This window comes from Fibrobacter sp. UWH4 (assembly GCF_900142475.1).
In the GTDB taxonomy this organism is placed as follows: domain Bacteria; phylum Fibrobacterota; class Fibrobacteria; order Fibrobacterales; family Fibrobacteraceae; genus Fibrobacter.
Window position 1 is genome coordinate 550,774 of sequence record NZ_FRAY01000002.1, and the last position, 19,561, is coordinate 570,334.

Here is a 19,561-nt window from a genome sequence, read left to right on the forward strand (position 1 = left end):
CTACATAAGCAAAAAACGGCCCGCAATGCGAACCGTTTAACAGAAGTTAATTTGTTAAAACCACGCGATCTCCGTGAGCAACAAAGCCCTCGGGTGTTAACCGAGGGCGGTTGCGAGAGGATCGGCTTCAGAGTAAGAATTCTGGAGAATTTAGCCGATCCGGTCTGTATTATAGCGGTATGTTCGCGTGCTTCTTCCAGTGACGCTTCTGTTCCTTGGTCTTCAAGGCATCAAAGGCGGCAATGAGGCGCTTGCGAACATCGGCCGGGTGAATCACTTCGTCGACCACGCCCATGGAGGCGGCAACGTAGGGGTTCATCAGTTCTTCTTCGTACTTGGCGATGCACTGGGCGCGAGCAGCAGCCGGATCCGGAGCCGCAGCGATTTCCTTCTTGTTGATGATTTCCACGGCACCTTCGGCACCCATCACGGCCACCTGGGCAATCGGGAGGGCGAACACGTAGTCGGCACCCACGTCCTTGCTGTTCATGGCGATGTAGGCGCCACCGAAAGCCTTACGCAGAATGAGCGTCACCTTCGGCACGGTTGCTTCGGCAAAGGCGTAAAGGAGCTTTGCACCGTGGCGGATAATGCCCGAGTATTCCTGCTTGGAACCCGGCATGTAGCCCGGAACGTCAGCGAGAGCCAAAAGCGGAATGTTGAACGCGTCGCAGAAGCGCACAAAGCGGCCAGCCTTGTCGGAACCGTCTACGTCCAAGGAACCGGCGAGCACCTTCGGCTGGTTAGCCACGATACCGATCGCTTCGCCGTTCAAGCGAGCAAAGCCGATCACCACGTTCTTGCCCCAGTCGCTCTGCACTTCAAAGAAGCTGTCTGCATCGGCAAAGGCCGCAATCACGGACTTCACGTCGTAGGCCTGCTTGTAGTTATCCGGAACGATGTCCTGGATAGAGGCGCTGTTGTCGAAGGAAGCTGCCACTTCGTTCGATTCGGACTTGGAGAACAGCTTCTTGAAGAAGCCTTCGTCATTCTTGGCGGCTTCGGCAATCTTGCAGTTGCATTCGGCAGATTCCTTGCGGTTGCTCTGCGGCAAGTAGCTGAGGAGCTTGCGGACACCTTCGAGGCACTTCTTGTCGTCTTCGTACATGAAGTGAGCCACACCGGACTTGGAAGTATGCACCTGAGCGCCACCGAGGTCAGCAGCGGTAATATTTTCACCCATCACCAGCTTCACCACAGCCGGGCCCGTCAGGAACATCTGGCTCGTGTTCTGCGTCATGAAAATGAAGTCGCTCAGAGCCGGAGAATAGCAGGCGCCACCAGCGCAGGGGCCCATGATCACGGCAATCTGCGGAATCACGCCCGAAGCCCAGACGTTGCGGGCCATGATGGCGCTATAGCCTGCCAAGGAGAACACGCCTTCGTGGATACGGGCTCCACCGCTATCGTTCATGGCGACAAACGGAGCACCAGCTTCGACAGCCATGTCCATCACGCGGCAAATCTTTTCGGCGTGGCACTGGCCCAAGGAGCCGCCACCCATCGTAAAGTCCTGAGAAGAGGCGAACACCAGACGGCCATTCACCTTGCCGTAACCGGTCACGACGCCGTCACCCAGGACGACCTTGCTTTCCTTGAGCACGCGGTTGCTCGACTTGCGGAGAGCACCGACTTCAACAAACGTACCTTCGTCGAACAGCATTTCCATGCGTTCGCGAGCAGTGCACTTTCCAGACTGGTGCTGCTTATCGACACGGGCAGCCCCACCTGCCGCCTGGGCCTGAGCCAGGTAGCTATCCAGCTTAGCGATATACTTTTCGTTCCACATTTTGTAAAGAACTCCTGTATTTGTAAGATTTTCGTAGCCAAAATTAGAAAAAGCCGTTGAGCTAGTCAACGGCTTTTGTTTCTTTTTGTTTAAATAATAAAGATGGAAGAAGTTTGTAGGAATCGATTAGATGAAAGCTTCGATTCCGCCACGGCACTTTTCCCAAGCGGGATTCTTCTTGCACAGAAGATCCATCATCTTGTCATAAGTAGCGGTGTTGCTAAAGCCCTTCCACAGGCGGCGTTCCACCGATTCGCCACTATCCTTGTCGATGGTGGTGATGGTATCGTAGTAAGCCGGATTGTCCTTGAATTCGCTAATCAGGATTCCCTTCAGGTCGTCGGTGTAGATACGGGCCGCATACTTGAGGATGGAATCGTTGAAGTTGAGTTCGTTTTCGACGAGCCATTCAAAGTCCTGAATCGGATCACCGTAGATGAGCCAGTGCTTCAGGGCAAGGGCCACCACCAGGTCCTTCACAGCGCTACGGAAGATAAACTTGTCTTCGAGGCGGCCGTTCCAGGTGATACGGGTCAGCGGGTTATCGTCGTTCGCTTCGATAGACACGCCCTTACCCGGGGTAACGCGGCGAATCTTGATCGGCAAACGGCTAAGCAACTGCCATGCCTTGGTGAAAGCGATCGTCTTGCGGACGAAATCCTTTTCCTTGTCCGGTGCCACGCGCACAAATGCGCCGAAGCAACGCTGGTACAGGGTTTCCTTATCGAAAATGCAGTCGCTGGAGCGGCATTCGCTGAGCTTGCCGTCCATCATGAAGAGGGTCTTGGCAAGTTCGGGGCGCATACGCACTTCGAGCTTACGGGTACGTGCCTTCAGGCGCACGCCATCCTTATAAACGTAGGTAAAGCCTTCTTCCTGGTAACGCTGCCAAATGAAGAACTGCAAGTCGTCAGCAGCGCGCAGGTGGTAGCTGAACACCGGGTTCTGGCGGTTGTTGGCCATGGTCACCTGGTTCAGGAAGTTGTCGGCACCGGGGTACGGCACCACGACCTTCACGAGCACCTGCGGGTTCACCGGCTTCTTGCTCTTCTTGGCGTACTGTTCGTAGGTGAACAGGGACTGGGCACCGTTAATAATCTTCGGGCGTTCAATATAGAGCACCTTCTTGCCGTCGCGTTCCTTGAGGCGCAGGTCATCACCCGTCAGGGTCATACCGTTGTGCAGGAACGGGAAATCGTCCACGTTCACGTTCTGGTCGTCGTTGCGTTCCATCGTCTGGAAGGCATCGATCAAAGCCGCGTTCGTGTGAGTGAGGTTGCCGAGGTAAGTACGGATGTTGCTGGAGACGATAGCCATGTTGTGCTTCGTCTTGAGGCGCTTACCCAGGTTCACGTGGTAATCAAAAATCGTACGGATGGGGCAGAAACCGAGGAAGAGTTCGCCATGATCGCTCGTGAGGTGGAGCGGATCGGAATCCATCACAATTTCAAGCTTGTCGTCAGCGCTGCGGAAATCGCGGGTCAAGTCGTCGTGTTCGGCGATAATTTCAAGCTTGGCCTTCACGTCGTTCTTCCAGATCAGGAGCTTGCGACGCATATCCTTGAGCGTACGTTCCAGTTCGGAGTCGGTGATGTCGCGGCTTGCACGGGTACGGAGCACCGTAATTTCGAGCGTTTCCATGTAGGGGCGGCTTGCCGGAGAATCGGAATCGTCTTCGCCTTCTTCATCGTCACTAATCTTGTTGACCGCCCAGGGGTCAGCCTCTTCGCGCAGCGACATGAAGAACGGGTTAGGAGGATCGCTCGTACGGAACACGGCGATCTGCAACTGCTTGAGGTCGGAATTCAGGTGGGCAACGACCTTTTCAAGCGGAGTATCTTCATCGAGGAAGATGAAGAATTCCATAAAGCCTTGGGAATATTGGAATCCGTGGAAGCAGCCGTTTTCATCAAGGTTTAGATGCCGGAGTGCCTTAATTCGGTCAGTAGGGTCGTTCGGATTGAGACTCAAGAGGCTAGCCACGAATGCTAGACGGCGTTCCTGCGATTTGGTTAATTCCATTTTTTCCTCAGTTCTGTTATTTACAATAGCAAAAGTCAGGTGCAAATGAGGCACCTTACCATTATTATCGTATTTTGCCCCTTAAAAATAGTTTCAAAAAGAGGGTTTGCGAAAAAAAAAGGACAACTTTTTTCATTTTTTTTCAAAAACGGGTCAATTTATAGTGAACATTTGTATAAAAAACATACTTTTTTACTTTTTTTCGTCATTCGTCCGTCTTTTTTGACCAAAAATGCTATGATTTACAATATAGGAGATGTTCCCATGAATTTGCTAGATATTATCGCCAAGGCCAAGGCCGAAAAAGCCACTTCGTTAGACCTTTCCCAGAAAGACCTGAGACTCCTCCCCCAGGAGCTTTTTGAACTGGATAACCTAGAAGAGTTGATCCTCGACCGCAATATGCTTGTGGAACTCCCCGACGACATCGGCAAGCTCAAGAATTTGAAAAAACTTTCCGTGAGCGAAAATGACCTGATGGAACTCCCCGAGACCATCGGCGAGCTCACCAACCTGGAGCACCTGTACCTGGGCTACAACAGCCTGTCCGAACTTCCGGACACCGTCGGAAACCTTACAAAACTTGAAACGGTAAATATCGCAAAGAACCAGCTTCTGGACCTGACTCTCGAAGTTGGAAAGTGGGTTAACGTTACCAAGTTGAGCCTCCACGACAACATGCTGTCCGAAGTACCGGCAACCCTCGGCAAGCTGAAAAAGCTCCGCAAGCTCTACCTGGACAACAATGACCTCACCTCGATCCCGGCGAACCTTTCTCACCTGGAATCCCTGGAAGTCCTGATGGTGTCGGGCAACAACCTGGGCGCCATCCCCTCCGAATTCGGCAACCTGAAGAAGCTCAAGGAACTGGTACTCGACGCCAACCAGCTCGCGACCCTCCCCGAAAGCCTCGCCGAGTGCGATAGCCTCGAAACGATTTCCGTGGTGGAAAACCCGCTCGAAGGCGGAATCCCGCGCGTGCTACTGGACAAGAAGGGACTAAGCATCGACCAGTAGGCCGGCGCAAAGCGCCGTTGAGCTATGAGGTCGCTACGCTTTGAGGTGTGAGAGGAGTTTCGCTTTGTTATTTGAAATAAAAAAGCAAAAAGAGCGAACGCACAAATGCTCATGGCTCAAAGCGAGCACAGCGAGCGTGCTCATCGCCTTTTTCCTCACTGCCTGTAGCGATTTTTTCGAGCCCGTCGAGAGCACTCCCGAGCCGACAGAATACAGTTATAACTACTGGCTGCTCAAGCAAACGTACCTGTTCGAAGACGAACTGCCACAGCTAGACGAAAACGGGGACTCGGTCCAGGAGCTTTACAACAAACTGTCCGACCCATTCACCCGTTATATTCCGCCATCCAAAAGCGAAGCGACCATTACCCACATCAACACGAGTATCGTCCCGGGCGATGTCGGAATGGAATACGAGAAATTTCCCCAAAAAGAATACCCGCTAATCATCTACCGCGTTTATCCCGAAGGACCTGCCGGACGCGCCGGTATCAAACGCTACGGTAACATCATGAACGCAAACGGAGTCGACATCGTCGGAGAAAACGCATTCGAAGTATACGATTCCATTTTGACCTACAGCAAGGAAATTACTCTCACCGTCGCCTACACCAGCGGCACTATTTCGTACAACCTAACTAAAGAAGATGTCTACGCCCCGACGATATTCCTCGACACCCTGAACGGGATTCCAATCATTACCATCACCAGTTTCAAGCTAAATACCGCCGACCAGAAAAACGGCTCGTTGGGAGAACTCAAGACCTATCTCGATTCCACCCAAAACACGACCGAACCTCGCCTCATCAACCTGCGGAACAACCCCGGTGGACATGTATCACATTGCATCGCCATGGCAGACTTGTTTATCAAAGATGGCGTCATTTCGACTCGAACATCGCGAGACCTTTCCGTAGAAGGAAAGACTATCTACAGGGAAAAATCGGAAAGGGCCAAATCGGGCGACTCCGGTGAAAAAGGAAAGTTCGTTCTCCTGGTCAACAAGGGAAGCGCAAGTTGTTCCGAGATATTCGCCGCCGCGCTTCAAGAAGCGGCAAACATCCCCGTCGCAGGCGAGACCACATACGGCAAGGGCATCGGCCAAAGCACCTGGAAAACGATGAACGGCGGGCTCGCCATCATTACCAACTGGGAATTTCTGACACCCAAGGGGAACTCCTACCACAAAAAAGGCGTCATCCCCGACTACCCTTGCGAAAGCGCCACCCTTTCGTGCGGCATAGAAGCCATCCAGAAATATTACGGAACCGCTCCCCTCCTGAAGAGCCGTTCCGGCATTTTCGACAAAGAGCCCTCTGTACTTCGCAGGTATAAGTTCGAAGGCGGTTCCATCGAAAATTCAAATTTCTGATTTGAAAGTCCAACACAACATTTTCTATTTTAAATCCTAGCGAGGATTGTATGAAGCATTTCTATTTATTGATATCCCTGGCGGCGGCCCTCATTTTTTCGGCATGTACGCAGACCACCAGCAGTGACGACAGCAACAGCCAGCCTTCCAACGAAATTTTCCCTCGGATGGACGAAGTTACCGACAAATACGAGGCGGAGCTCTACTACAACTATGTCTTGCTTGACTATTTCTACCTTTACGGTCATTTACGCAACGAACTCGCCGACGATTACAAGGTCTATCTAGGAAAGGAATCCGACAATGACAACTTCTCCAAGGGGTACTGCACATCCGACTATTACGACGTGTGCTATATGTACGGCCAATTAAGAGACCCTTTCACCCAATACTTTGATCCGGAAGTCGCCCCTCAGGTTCTTGCAAGCATTTTTGAAACCCATACAATTAGAGGAATCGGTGCGGAAGTCGAAGAAATTACTGACAGCACATCCCAATACTTACGCATCTCGGATATATACCCGGGCTCCCCTGCAGAAAAGGCTGGACTCCAAATAGGCGATATCATTGTCCAAATAGACGGGCTTAGCATTTCGACGACCTCTAACTTCGATGCCATGTGTACAGGCAATATCGGAGACGTCATCAAGATTGTCGTAGACCGCAATGACGAAATGGTCGTTGCCGCAGTCATCGTAGACGAATACAACGAGCCCTCTGTCAAGCTCACTTATCAAGATTCCATTCCGGTCATCCAGATTAAGAAATTTGTCGTGACATCGATTAGCGACAGCGGATCCTACGGAGAATTTCTTACAGCCCTCAAAAAAACTGAAGGAGCAAAATCGACCATTATTGACCTACGCGGAAACCCCGGTGGAGAAACAAGGCAATGCAACGGTATAACCGCAGAACTTCTTTCCAAGGGAGACACAATTACTATTGACATAGAAGCTCATTTAGACTCTGTTTTCGAAGGTAGGAATATACGGTATATTCAGAAAATGGACACTCTAACCTACACTGCAACTGCCGATGGTCTCGGGAAAAAACGTTATTATGTGTTCATGGCCGATACCGCCTCGGCAAGCTGCGCCGAGCTTATGCTTTCAGCATTAACAACAAATAGGAGCACTCCTGTTGTAGGCCAACTGACATACGGGAAACAGATCGGCCAGATATTCGATTCAACACTCTACGGCGGACTTGCCCTGATAACAGCCCTGCAAGGTTTCGACAAGAACTGGGAAAGTTTCCACGACCTAGGCATTGTCCCCGACTACGAAATCGACGATCCAGAAGAACAAATGGCAAAAGCGATCGAACTCGCCAAGAATGCCTCTGAAAAACGTACGGCCGGCTACGGGACCAAGCGACTCTATCACTTCTCCAAAACAGGGACACAGGTGCAGGAAGGCAAGATTCCCACCCTGAAGGACTTGAAGCCGAGACTCCGCAAAGCCAAATTTTTCTAATTAAAGGTTTCGCATACGCACCATCACGTCGGTGGTGTCGTTAGCCTTGACGGCAGGGGCGGCGAGAGTCGCCTCTATTTGTTTGCGGATTTCGGCGACTTCCTTATGCAGGCGGGCAAGGCGTTCGCCCTCGAGTTTCGGGGCGGCAATCATCGTCTTGGAAGCCGGATTGATCCAGGCGCCCTTTTCGTTCTTGAAACCCAGATGCAGGTGCGGGCCAGTGCTGCGACCCGTAGACCCCACGCGGCCAATGCACTGACGGGCAGCCACCTTGGAGCCCACCTTGACGCCGCGAACAGAAAGGTGCATGTACCAGCTTTCGGAGCGGTCGCGGTGGCGAATGGCAATCTTGTTTCCGCTGAACGGATCAAAACCCGAAACCGTCACAATACCTTCGGCAACAGCGTAAACCGGCGTACCCGTGGGGCTACCATAGTCAATACCGGCATGCATTTTGCGTTGGCCCGTAATGGGGTGAATGCGGCTACCGAAAGGACTTGTAACATGCAGGCGGTCGAGCGGGTAACGCAAGCCATCGAAAACGAGCGCTTCGCCCTTTTCGGTATAGTGGGCGTTAAAGGAACTCTTCGGATCCGGATCTTCGTAACGGAAGGCTTCGTGATGGCCCACGATGCGACCGTCGAATTCCGCATAAACCACGCGACCGTCAATCCAAATGGAATCCTGGTAGAATGTTTCTTCGAGCAAAATACGGAACTTGTCGCCGGCACGGGCCAAGGGGAACGCCACCTTGCACTGCAGCACGCCACTCACGATGCCTACCATGCGACCGGGAATTCCCACCTTGAAAAGGGCGCCGTTCAGGGTGCTGCCTTCGGTGAGGGCTCCCTCGAAAATGGACTGACGGCGCGTTACCGGTTTTTCAATCAGCTTGTAGACATATCCCGAATCCGTATGGGTGAGCATGTGGATCGTCGCCGGGTTCGGAGCATAGCGAAACTTCTGGACACTCCCCGCCGAATCAAGGGCGGCATAGAAAACCTGCCCCACGCGAAGTTTCGAAAGTTCCACGCTATCTTGCAGGGCGAGCACAATCTTTCCGCGTTCGCGTTCGTTGATTTGCATGCGGACAAGCACCTGGAAAAGGCCGTCCCCCGCGCGTACGGTGTCGTTTTGAACAATCCAGTTTCCAGGAAACGCCTGAACGTGATCGATAGCCGCGGAAAGCGAATCGATCTTTGCGCGAAGCCGGTCGCCTTCCGCCTTTAAGCCTTGAATTTTCTCCTGTTCATTGCAACCAAGCAACGACAACGCAAAAAACGCGGACAACGCCATCGACAGAATAAATTTCACGAAAACCTCGAAACGATAATGCGACAAATATAGAATATGAAAACAAAAAGACCCCGCGGTTTACCGCGGGGCCCCTTCGCAAATCACATTGTCAGCCGATTACTGTGCGGCAGCCGGGGCGGCCGGGGCAGCAGCGGGAGCAGCGGCAGCGGGCTTAGCTTCAGCCTTAGCGGCAGCGGGAGCAGCAGCCGGGGCTGCGGCAGCGGGCTTGGCTTCAGCCTTAGCGGCAGCGGGAGCAGCAGCCGGCTTTGCGGCTGCGGGCTTGGCTTCGGCCTTAGCGGCAGCGGGAGCTTCGGCAGCCGGCTTTGCGGCTGCGGGCTTGGCTTCAGCCTTAGCGGCAGCGGGAGCTTCAGCGGCCGGCTTTGCGGCAGCGGCCTTAGCTTCAGCCTTCGGAGCAGCCTTAGCAGCAACCTTCTTTTCAGCCTTCGGCGCTTCGGCCTTAGGGGCTTCAGCGGCCGGAGCATCGGCAGCGTGAGTATCAATCAATTCCATTTCGAACACGAGGAGGCTGTTACCCGGAATCTGCGGGCCACGGCCACGCGGACCGTAAGCGAGGTCGCTCGGGATCCAAGCGGTGACCTTTTCGCCCACCTTCATGAGCTTGAGCATTTCGGTCCAACCCGGAATCACGGCGCTGATCGGGAATTCAAGCGGTTCGCCACGGTCGACGGAGCTGTCGAACTTGGTGCCGTCAAGGAGCTTACCGGTGTAATGGACCTTCACGATGTCGCCATCGGCCGGAGTTGCACCCGTACCTTCGGCAATCACCTTGTACTGGAGGCCAGATTCGGTAGTCACGACGCCTTCGGCAGTCTTGTTCTGGGCGAGGAATGCTTCGCCTGCAGCCTTGTTGGCTTCGGCAGCGAGGCTGTCCTTCTTGTTCTTTTCAGCCTGGCGAGCCTGGGAAAGGTCGGTCAGAGTCTGGAAAATCGTGGAATCGTTCATCAGGAAGTGAGCGGAATCTTCGTTGTAGCGTTCCTTGAAAGCCTGGATGAAAAGATCGAGGTCCAGGTCGATGGAATCGCGGGTCACCAGCTGGAAACGAGCCTGGTTACCGAAATGGGCTCCGAGAGCGTAGCTGTACTTGTCCTTTTCCGTCACCAGAGCAGTCTTGGTCTTCGGACCCTGGCACAATTGGTCACATCCGGTCAAAGCAAAGGCGAGAGCGCCTGCGGCAATAAGCAATTTTTTGTTCATTTGTTCCTCTTTTGGTTAGACAGGGAGAAAAATAACAAAATCTTACGCCAAAAGACCAATTGTAACTCAATTTTACCAAAAGAAATTCGTATATTAACGACCGTTAACATATAAAGGATTTACTATGTGCGGAATTGTTGGCTATATAGGTAAAAATGATGCATTGCCGATTTTGATTGGCGGACTTAAGAAACTTGAATATCGTGGTTATGACAGCTCGGGTGTCGCCTTGATTGAAGACGGAAAAATTGAAACGGTCCGTGCTTCCGGCAAGATAGCTGCCCTGGAAGACAAGCTGAAGAGCAAGCCTCTCCACGGTCATATCGGTATCGCCCACACCCGTTGGGCCACCCACGGCGCCCCCACAGAACAGAACGCGCACCCGCACCAGAGCTTTGACGGAAACATCTCGATCGTGCACAACGGCATCATCGAAAACTACGCCATTCTAAAGAAGAAGCTCCAATCCGAAGGAATCGAATTCAAGTCCGAAACCGACACCGAAGTCGTCGCCCACTTGATTGCCCGCTACTACAACGGCAACCTCAAAGAAGCCGTCCTCAAGGCGATTTCCAAAATCGAAGGAACATTTGGCCTTGCCGTCATCTGCAAGAGCGAACCCGGCACCCTTATCGGAGCCCGCCGCGGATCTCCGCTCATTTTGGGCATCGGACAGGACGAATTCTACTTGGCCTCCGATGTTTCCGCAATTATCATGCACACGCAGAAGGTTGTCTACTTGGACGACAACGACATCGTGGAAATCAAGGAAGACGGCTACAACCTGCTGAACACGCACAGCCAGCCGGTGCAACACGAAGTGCAGGATGTAGAATTTGACGCTGACGTTATTGCAAAGGGCGGATTTGCCCATTTTATGCTCAAGGAAATTTTCGAGCAGCCCGAAGTGCTCCGCAACACCATGCGCGGCCGCCTGCTGTACGCCGAAGGCAACGCCAAGCTCGCAGGTCTCGACACCAACATCAAGGAACTGAGGAACATCAACCGTATCATTATTACCGCCTGCGGCACCAGCTACTACGCCGGTATGGTCGGCGAATACATGATCGAAGACTTGGCCGGCGTCCCGGTCGAAGTGGAATACGCCTCGGAATTCCGTTACCGCAACCCGATTATCAAGCCGGGCACGCTCGTTCTTGCCATTAGCCAGTCCGGCGAAACCGCCGATACGCTCGCCGCCCTTAAAGAAGCCCAGCAGAAGGGCGCTACCGCTCTTGCCATCTGTAACGGTGTGGGTTCTACCATCGCCCGCACAAGCGACGGCGGCGTTTACCTGCACGCAGGCCCCGAAATCGGCGTGGCAAGCACCAAGGCGTTCACCAGCCAGGTGACCGTGCTCGCCATGATTGCCCTTTTGCTTGGCCGCCAGCGCAGACTTTCTTTTGAAGCAGGCTCCGACATCGTGAAGGCCATGCAGGAACTCCCGGAACTCGTGGAGCAGACTCTCAAGCTTTCGGACCAGATTGCAGGCATCGCCAACAAGTACGTGAAGGCGAACAACTTCTTGTACCTGGGCCGCCACTTCAACTACCCCGTCGCCATGGAAGGCGCCCTCAAGCTCAAGGAAATCAGCTACATTCACGCCGAAGGCTACCCCGCCGCCGAAATGAAGCATGGGCCCATTGCCTTGATTGACGAAAACATGCCGGTCGTGGTGATTGCCCCGAAGGACGCCCTGTTCGACAAGGTCATCAGTAACGTTCGTGAAATCAAGGCCCGTGGCGGCAAGGTGATTGCCATCTCGACCGAAGACTGTCACCCGCTCGACGAAATTGCAGACCACCTGATCAAGGTTCCAAAAACCATCCCGATGCTCATGCCGATCGTGACTTGCGTGCCGCTCCAGCTGCTCGCCTACCACATTGCCGTGCTTCGTAGAAACGACGTGGACCAGCCAAGAAACCTCGCGAAGAGTGTCACCGTGGAATAAAGTCCTATGAAACCGTCTCTTTCGTTCGTCCTTCAGTTGCCTCCTTCGACGGCGTACGCCAAGCTAGATGCCGTGGCGGAAAACCTGCTTTCGGGAGTCCTTATGGGCCTCGATTCAGGCAAGATGAACATTTCGCTGTTCATGGACGGACCGACACTGGAAACGGTTTGCAATGTAGCAGGTCCGCAGAAAATAAACAAGTTGCGCAATGCAATCGAGGACGGAAGCCTGGAACTGCTGGGCGGCGGATTTTACGACCCGATGTTGCCGCTTTTCCCGACCGAACTGCAATCCATGCAGCTGGAACAGCACGGAAATTTCCTGTGGAAACACTTCAAGGTCGAACCAACCGGCTACTTCAATACCTCGATGGTCTGGGAAATGGAAATGACCGACCTCCTGGAAGAGCACCGATTTGAATACGCCCTGGTACAAGAAGCATCGTTACAGGACGCCCTCGGACGCACGACACCCGTTTCGGGATGGTATTCCGTCGAAGACAAGGGGGCATTCCTCAAGATTGTCCCCATTTCGCAAACGCTTTCTCGAACCATTGCCGAAGATGACTTTCACTGGCCTGAAATTGCAGAGCCATACTGCCGAGGTGGAAAGACGGCGGTCATCGCCTTGGATATTCCACCGCAGCCGGGCGACATCATTCCTTTCTTCGAAAGGCTGATTGACTTCCTTGAAACGAATGAGCTCGAAACGAAGACCGTCGCAAGCGTCGTCAATGAACAGACCTCCGAAGGCCGAATCAGTTTTCTGCTTTCCGCCGGGCAAAAAATAGGGCTTCCTGCAACCGCCAAGACCTGTCGAGAACTTCTCGTAAAAAGGCCAGAGGTCAACCTGCTGCACAAGACGCTCCTTTCGCTTTACCACCGCGCCAAGGACACTCTGAAAGACCACGAACTCAAAGAAATCTACCAGATGCTGATGCCCGCCATGTCGCCCATCTACTACCGCGATATGCAGGACTGCGAAGGGATGCGGACTCCCATGGTCCGCTGGTGGGGAGCTCGATTCCTGCTCCAGGTGGCAAATCGCCTGACAGAACTCGTGTCCTTTGACGGAATCCGGCTAGACATCGCAGACTTCATGCTTGACGGCCACAAGTACATCTGGGCGGAAAACCATTCCTACTCTTTCTTACTGGACTATTTCGGCGGCGGAATTCTTCGAATCCTGAACGCCAAGGATCCCGAAAACAACCTACTGAGTTCCTGGCGCGACGACGGAGAACCTGCGGTCGGTTTCCTCGACTTTGTTCTTCCGAACACGGAACAGAAGGCCTCCAAGCTCGACCAGCTCCTTTCGGACCGCGAGGGGATTCTCGTAAGCCCGTTTGACTATCAGATCAAGCGACACGATGCTGGGACGGACATCCAGCTTCTCTCGGAACAGCAAGTCAAAATCGGCGATCAGAGCGGCATCCTTGAAGTCGAAAAGAATTTTGCCCTTTCGGCAACGGGTTCCGAATTCGAGCTGGAGTACAAGCTCAAGAACAACGGTACTGCCGAGGCTAAAGGATTTTTCGGGACACTCCTCGAGACCGGCCTACTCGCCTGCGGAACAACGGACCGCGACATTCTCGTTGATGGCGACGCCCTCAAGTTCAACTTCCGCGACCCCCTGATTTTCCCCGATGCAAGGCGGATCGAAATCAAGGACTCCGTTACGGATTGCCGCATCCGTCTTGATTTCGAGACCAGGACCTCGCTCCTGGTCGCCCCGATTTTCGGGGCATCCGCACTCGCTGCTCCCGAAGCATTGCAAGGCATCCGCATATTCCCCTTCTGGAAGCTTTCACTTGCAAGCCTCAACGAAACCGAATTCAAGATGACCGTCCACATTTCCAAGAGATAACTCATGAAGTCCGACCTGATAGACATCCAAGTAGAATCTCGTGGAAACGATGTTGAACTCACCCTATCGGGTTCGCTCGGCATAGCGCAACTTTCGGCCGTCAAGGAAAAGCTCGACATGCTTGTCGACGGGCCAGGCTGCTTTTTCTTCTTGAACCTGCAGAACGCCCACTTTACCAGCGACCATTACCTGAGCGTCTTCTTGGAGCTCCTAAACCGCGTCAAGTCGCAAAAATCGGCGCTAATCCTGATCTTCGATTCAGCTGAACTCTACGATTACTTTTCCAGGTACCTGAACATTTTCGAAATCTACGAAAACCGTAACGCCTACAAGAAATCGGGAACCAAGAAACAGTTACAGCAAATTGGCCTACATTACGGGCTCCGTTCCGGCATCACCATCAGTTCCGGAGTCGCGGTCGCCTTCCTTTCGCTCATCGTCGGTTGGATTGTTACTTTGTTAATAATCATCTCGACTCAGGGCCACGACCTCTCTGACAAGCAGGCCCAAATCATCGCGCTCCAGAACCAGAAGGAACGCTATATCAAGGAAATCGACAAACTGGAATCCTCTATCGGGCCTCTCCGCAAGCTGGGCGTCGTACAGGATACGACCATGCTCAGCTCCTTTGGACTCATCCAGGACTGGGTCGGTTATCTAGAATACCTCGAGAACACCCGACGTGAAAAGTAACGTTCGCATTTCGAAACTTTCTCTTGCGATTATCCTGGTCCTCTGTTTCGGAGCTCTCGGACTATTCGTGTCTTACTGGTTTTCGAGGCAGGCCGAAATTAAGGAACTCGCCAAGCAGGAAACGCTGTTGCGTGGCGAGCTCGACCAACTGAGTGTCTGGGGGAAATGGACCGTCGATTATGTCAAAATCAACAAGGCGCTAGCCCATCTTTCCAAAAACCGCCTGACAGAGGAACAGCGGGAAATGCTGACAGAACAAATCTGGCAGATTTCACGATCCTATGCGACCGACCCGCTCCTGATTCTCTCGGTCGTTGCCCAGGAAAGCCACGGCAACCCCAATGCCCGCGGGCGCATGCAATCGGGAGCCTATTCCGGAGCACTGGGGCTAATGCAAATCAAGCTTGAAACCGCCAAGAAAATGGGCGCCCATTTTGGACTGCATATCGAAACCGAAGAAGACCTCCTCAAGCCAGAAATCAACGTGACCGTCGGCACTGCCTACCTAATCCGACTGATTTCAAAATACGGCAACTGGAAGGACGCCCTTATTGCGTACAACCTTGGACACTCCGCCGTTGACCGTATGCTGGAATCGGGCAAGCCTCTACCGACAAAATATTACGAGCACGTCATTTCCAAATACCGCAAACTGACCGGAATCGATTTTTTGGAGACGAGCAGTCCATAACAAGCGACCACCGGTATACAACATTCTCCGTATTTTGCTACATTTATGTTATGTTCCGTATTGTGGCATTCCTGTTGATGGCGTCCATGGCGCTTGCCGGTGAAGTCCGGTACGACCTGACTCGCTTTGTCAACGAAGGCCTTGCCGCCAATCCGCAAATTCAGGAACTCAAGCACGGAGCCGAAGCCAAGAAAAATCAGCTCGGCAAGCTCAAGTCCGAAGCGATTCTCCCGACATTCTACGTCACGATGATGGTAGGCCCCGCTCCCGGCCTAAAAAACGAGCTACAGGACGGAGACACCGTAGAAGTTTACGATTTCTCAAGAATGGGCCCCTTCTGGGGCGTCGAAGCCAAGTTTATCCAGCCCCTGAACCTGGGACAGTATCGCGCAGGCAAGATGGCGATCGAAGCGGATATCCAGCAAAAATCATTTGACATCGAAAACAACATCCACAAGAAGGATGTCGAACTACAGACTTATTACTACAACTACCTTCTCGCCCGCGAAATGATCCGCCTTGCAACGGACGCCCAAAAGAAAGTGGACGAAGCCTACGAAAAGTTGGAAGAAGCCCTAGACGATGACGACCCGAACGTATCGCAGATGGACCTCCTGAACCTCAAGGCAAAAATGCATACCGTCAAGGAAGGAGTCACCGAAGCGAACCTCGGCATGAAACGCGTGATGCTAGCGATCCGTTTTTCATTGAACCTGCGTGAAGAGGACTCTTTTGCAACTGAAGATTCCGCCCTGACACCGCGATCGGAAACACTTCCCACCCTCGAAGAAGTCCGAAACCTGACCGTCCAGCACCACCCGGAACTGAGACAACTTTCGGCAGGGCTCCGTGCCCGTCGCCTGCAACTGGACCTCGCCGAAGCGAAACTCGCCCCCGAATTCTTTATCATGGGCCAGGTACAATACGTCAAGAGTTGGGCAGGAAACCGTAGCGTCATGCAGAAGGACGCCTTCGCCGAAGATGCAGTCAACAAACTGGACGGGCTCATCGGACTTGGCGTGCGCTACAACCTGAATTTCTGGAAAAGCTGGGAAAACTACCGCTCCGCCCGCACCGACCTGCGCGGGCTCCAACTCAAGGAATCCTACGCCACGAACGGCCTCATGAGCCAGGCCGAAGAACAGTATTACCAGGTTGTCACCGCCAAGGAAAAGATGGACGCCCTGAAAGAAAGCCTGCGCGCCTCGGAAGGAATCCTGAAGGGCGCCGCCATGAAATATGATTTGGACAAGTCGCAGACAAGCGGACTGGTTTCGGCCTACACTCAGAATGTAACGATGCAGAAAGATTACTATTTTGCCGTATGCAAGTACAACGTGGAATTTGCGCAGCTGATTGCAAAGATGGGAATGTCGCTGAACGATTTCCACACGATTTACATGAATCAGTGATTAAAGTTTAATGGAGGTAAGCATGTTCAAGAAGATTTTGGTTACGGTAGCCTGTGTTTCGTTAATGGCCTTTGCCGCCGAAGACCCCGTCGCGGCCATCCAGAAAAAGGACTCCGAATTGCAGACCCTTTTGAAGAAATCCAGCAGGAACACCAAGGAAACCGAACGAGTCAAGAACCTTCTGAACGATTCGTTCGACTTCGCCCTTCTGGCAAAGAAATCCCTTTCGGCAAATGACTGGAAAGCTCAGGACGCCGCCTCGCAGGATAAATTCGTAAACGAATTCCAGCGCATGGTCAGAAACTCCAGCGCCAAGCGCCTGGAACTGTACCGCGCCGATTCCACCATTTACGAACCCGCCAAGATGAAAGGGGACAGCGAAGCTCGCGTCGTAGCCCACCTCTGGAACAAGGGGAAGGAATCGGTCCTTGAATACAAGATGACCCTTGTCGACGGCAAGTGGAAAGCTTGGGACCTCGTCATTGACGACCTTTCGACCGCCCGCAACTACAAGGAACAGTTCAGCCAGATTCTCAAGAACAAGAGCTTTGCCGAACTGATCGACATCATCAGCAAGAAGGCTGACGAAACGGAGAAGTAGCTCCTTGATCTGGCTCCTGGGCGTACTCTGTGCATTGGCGCTAGTCGCCCTATTTTTCCCGTTTGTTTTCTGGATTGATTTCGGTGCGGATTTTAACGAGGTAAACGCGCGCGTTTGCCTTTACAAGAAGGTTCTCGGCTCTTTCAGTAAAAATTTCCGCAAGGAAGCGAGCGACCGTTCTCGTGATGACACACGCAAAGATGTGCCAGAAAAACAATCTGCAACACAAGTGGACACGGACAAGGATTCCGTAGGTGAAGCGTCTACCGCCACGCCAGCTGCACCGGTAGAAAAAAAGGACACTCCCAAGCAGACTGAAGAAAAAACGGAAGAACCGACAGAAACGAAAGCAACTGCCGAAACGGTTGCAGAAAAGGACGAGAAAGAAAATATCAAGAAAGAATCGAACGAAGTTGAATCAAATGAAACTGAGTCTAAAGAAAAGCGGTCCCTTACCGACAAGGAATTCTGGACGCTTCTCCTGACCCCCGAATTCGACTCCCGCGCCTGGTGGTCTGTACGCCACTGGATGTCCGCCTTGTTCAGGCTCTTCCGCGTCCGTTTCGTAGATTGCTTTGTCGAGGGTTTCCGTATGGAATACCACCACATGGGATACGCCGCCGCTCTGAACGGATTCCTCAAGAGCTATCCCTACATTGGCAACTGGGACTTCCGCATGGACTGGACTCGCGACCATGATCCACGCATCGAAGGACACGTACGGATTTCGGTAAACCTGTGCCGCATTCTTGGACTTTCGATCGCGACGCTCTTTTACGGAGGCATTGTCGCCTGGAGCTTCTGGCGTCGACGCTCACACATACTCAAGACCGGGGAACTCCCCGAACTCGGATTCATCCGCGGCAAGATTGTAAAAATGATGATGGAGGATAACTGATGCCCGCATTGACCCTAGATAGACTGCTAGCCTCCCTCGGTTTCGGCTCTCGCAAAGAATGCCGCGCGCTCGTCCGCATGGGCGTAGTCGAATTGAACGGCGCCGTCCAGGAAGACCCCTTCGTGGAATTCAAGGAACGCCCCGAAACCATCACCGTAAACGGAGAAGAAATTCCGACCATCGAAAAGCTCTACATCATGATGGACAAGCCGCTGGACGTAGAATGCAGCCATAACGCCCGCGACCACCAGTCCGTGTTTGAACTGCTCCCCGACCGGTTCTCCGCCATGGGAATCCAGACCGTGGGGCGCCTCGATGCGGATTCCTCGGGCCTACTGCTTTTCTCAAACCAGGGCGACTTTATCCACAAGGTGGAAAGTCCCAAGAAAGGCTACCTGAAGCAGTACAGGGTAACGCTTGCGCGGGAGTTCACCGATAAACAGATGACCGAATTGCTGAACGGCGTAATGCTCAAGGACGAACGGCGTCCGGTGCTTGCACGGGACATCGTGATCGATGGAGATTCGGTACTGATTTCTATTGGCGAAGGACTGTATCACCAGGTGCGTCGCATGTTCGCCGCCGTAGGCAACCACGTGGAAACCCTGAAGCGCGAAGCCATCGGCCCGGTGGTGCTGGACCAGACGCTCGGCAAGGGCGGGTGGCGCTACCTGACCGAAGAAGAAGTCGCGGCACTTTCGTAAAGCTTTCACCCCAGCAGATTCATTCCCTCTTAAAAAGAGAAGCCCCGACTAAAAGTCGGGGCCTTAAATTCTCGGCAATATTTTAGCAGGCTAGATTCTATTTCGATTCGGTATCGGTCGGGGTTTCCTGCGACTGGACGGCAATCATCACGTCGCTACCTTCGGATTCCAGCTTGGCGTTCACGCCTTCGACAATCGCCTCGAGAGAATTGATTTTGTCCTTGATGTCGTTGCTGAACTTGAACGAAGGGACCATACGTTCTTCGATCAGGACCGTTTCTCCCGTACGAGGATTACGAGCCGGGCGCGCCTTGCGCGGTTTGCAGGCGAAAGTGCCAAAGCCACGAATTTCGATGGTGTTGCCCTCTATCAGCTTTTCGGCCAAAAGGTCGAGAAACTGCTCGATAACGGTCTTTATGTCGTTGCGCACAAATCCAGTGGACTTGGCGATCTCTTGAATCAATGCTTGTTTAGTTATATTTGCCACGCCCTAAATATAGGTTTATCAATGAGTTAGAGTACCGGTCCCGCTGAAATTAAATAATTTTTTCGGGTTCTT

At 52.9% G+C, this 19,561-nt stretch carries 16 protein-coding genes; 11 read left to right on the forward strand and 5 right to left on the reverse strand.

The features are described from left to right. Window positions 1-169 precede the first annotated feature (169 nt). Together BUA93_RS05105 and BUA93_RS05110 are read right to left on the reverse strand one after the other, a co-directional pair. On the reverse strand, window positions 170-1,789 hold the full coding sequence (locus tag BUA93_RS05105) for an acyl-CoA carboxylase subunit beta (protein ID WP_072977970.1): 1,620 nt from the start codon (window positions 1,787-1,789) through the stop codon (window positions 170-172). Between the two features lie 126 nt (window positions 1,790-1,915). Next, window positions 1,916-3,811: an AIPR family protein gene (locus BUA93_RS05110; RefSeq protein ID WP_072977972.1), complete on the reverse strand. Its 1,896-nt coding sequence runs from the start codon at window positions 3,809-3,811 to the stop codon at window positions 1,916-1,918. Window positions 3,812-4,075: 264 nt separating this feature from the next. Here BUA93_RS05110 and BUA93_RS05115 point away from each other — a divergent pair, with 264 nt between their 5' ends. From BUA93_RS05115 to BUA93_RS05125, 3 genes are all read left to right on the forward strand, one after another. Next, window positions 4,076-4,828 (forward strand): leucine-rich repeat domain-containing protein, encoded by a 753-nt coding sequence (locus tag BUA93_RS05115; RefSeq protein ID WP_072978145.1) that lies wholly within the window; start codon window positions 4,076-4,078, stop codon window positions 4,826-4,828. Between the two features lie 136 nt (window positions 4,829-4,964). Next, the gene (locus BUA93_RS05120; protein WP_139257783.1) at window positions 4,965-6,200 is read left to right on the forward strand and encodes a S41 family peptidase; all 1,236 of its coding nucleotides are present in this window, start codon (window positions 4,965-4,967) and stop codon (window positions 6,198-6,200) included. Window positions 6,201-6,250: 50 nt separating this feature from the next. Beyond that, complete coding sequence (locus tag BUA93_RS05125; protein ID WP_072977974.1) at window positions 6,251-7,675, forward strand: S41 family peptidase; 1,425 nt, start codon at window positions 6,251-6,253, stop codon at window positions 7,673-7,675. On the opposite strand, the gene BUA93_RS05130 is transcribed toward BUA93_RS05125, so the two are convergent. Beyond that, a complete protein-coding gene (locus BUA93_RS05130) occupies window positions 7,676-8,989 on the reverse strand; it encodes a M23 family metallopeptidase (protein WP_254793856.1) in 1,314 nt (437 codons plus the stop codon). A 99-nt stretch (window positions 8,990-9,088) separates the two neighbouring features. After that, on the reverse strand, window positions 9,089-10,186 hold the full coding sequence (locus tag BUA93_RS05135) for an FKBP-type peptidyl-prolyl cis-trans isomerase (RefSeq protein ID WP_083597143.1): 1,098 nt from the start codon (window positions 10,184-10,186) through the stop codon (window positions 9,089-9,091). 124 nt (window positions 10,187-10,310) lie between these two features. Between BUA93_RS05135 and glmS the strand changes: the two genes are divergently transcribed. From glmS to BUA93_RS05175, 8 genes are read left to right on the forward strand one after another with little or no spacing between them, the layout of a single operon-like run. Next, window positions 10,311-12,137, forward strand: a complete 1,827-nt coding sequence (gene glmS / locus BUA93_RS05140) for a glutamine--fructose-6-phosphate transaminase (isomerizing) (protein ID WP_072977977.1) — start codon at window positions 10,311-10,313, stop codon at window positions 12,135-12,137. A gap of 6 nt (window positions 12,138-12,143) precedes the next feature. Beyond that, complete coding sequence (locus BUA93_RS05145; protein WP_072977979.1) at window positions 12,144-14,003, forward strand: alpha-amylase/4-alpha-glucanotransferase domain-containing protein; 1,860 nt, start codon at window positions 12,144-12,146, stop codon at window positions 14,001-14,003. A 3-nt stretch (window positions 14,004-14,006) separates the two neighbouring features. After that, window positions 14,007-14,696, forward strand: coding sequence for an STAS domain-containing protein (locus BUA93_RS05150; protein ID WP_072977981.1), 690 nt, complete (start codon window positions 14,007-14,009; stop codon window positions 14,694-14,696). Further along, window positions 14,686-15,387, forward strand: a complete 702-nt coding sequence (locus BUA93_RS05155; RefSeq protein WP_072977983.1) for a lytic transglycosylase domain-containing protein — start codon at window positions 14,686-14,688, stop codon at window positions 15,385-15,387. The genes BUA93_RS05150 and BUA93_RS05155 overlap by 11 nt, the downstream gene beginning before the upstream one ends. Before the next feature lie 50 nt (window positions 15,388-15,437). Then, window positions 15,438-16,799, forward strand: coding sequence for a TolC family protein (locus BUA93_RS05160; protein ID WP_072977985.1), 1,362 nt, complete (start codon window positions 15,438-15,440; stop codon window positions 16,797-16,799). Between the two features lie 22 nt (window positions 16,800-16,821). After that, on the forward strand, window positions 16,822-17,400 hold the full coding sequence (locus BUA93_RS05165; protein WP_072977987.1) for an MlaC/ttg2D family ABC transporter substrate-binding protein: 579 nt from the start codon (window positions 16,822-16,824) through the stop codon (window positions 17,398-17,400). A 4-nt stretch (window positions 17,401-17,404) separates the two neighbouring features. Beyond that, entirely contained in the window at window positions 17,405-18,298 is an 894-nt protein-coding gene (locus BUA93_RS05170; RefSeq protein ID WP_072977989.1) for a hypothetical protein, read from the forward strand. Further along, window positions 18,298-19,002: a pseudouridine synthase gene (locus BUA93_RS05175; RefSeq protein ID WP_083597145.1), complete on the forward strand. Its 705-nt coding sequence runs from the start codon at window positions 18,298-18,300 to the stop codon at window positions 19,000-19,002. Before BUA93_RS05170 ends, BUA93_RS05175 begins: the two co-directional genes overlap by 1 nt. A gap of 97 nt (window positions 19,003-19,099) precedes the next feature. Here the strand turns inward: BUA93_RS05175 and BUA93_RS05180 are convergent, their stop codons facing one another. Next, window positions 19,100-19,489, reverse strand: coding sequence for an HU family DNA-binding protein (locus BUA93_RS05180; RefSeq protein ID WP_072977991.1), 390 nt, complete (start codon window positions 19,487-19,489; stop codon window positions 19,100-19,102). Between the last annotated feature and the right edge of the window lie 72 nt (window positions 19,490-19,561).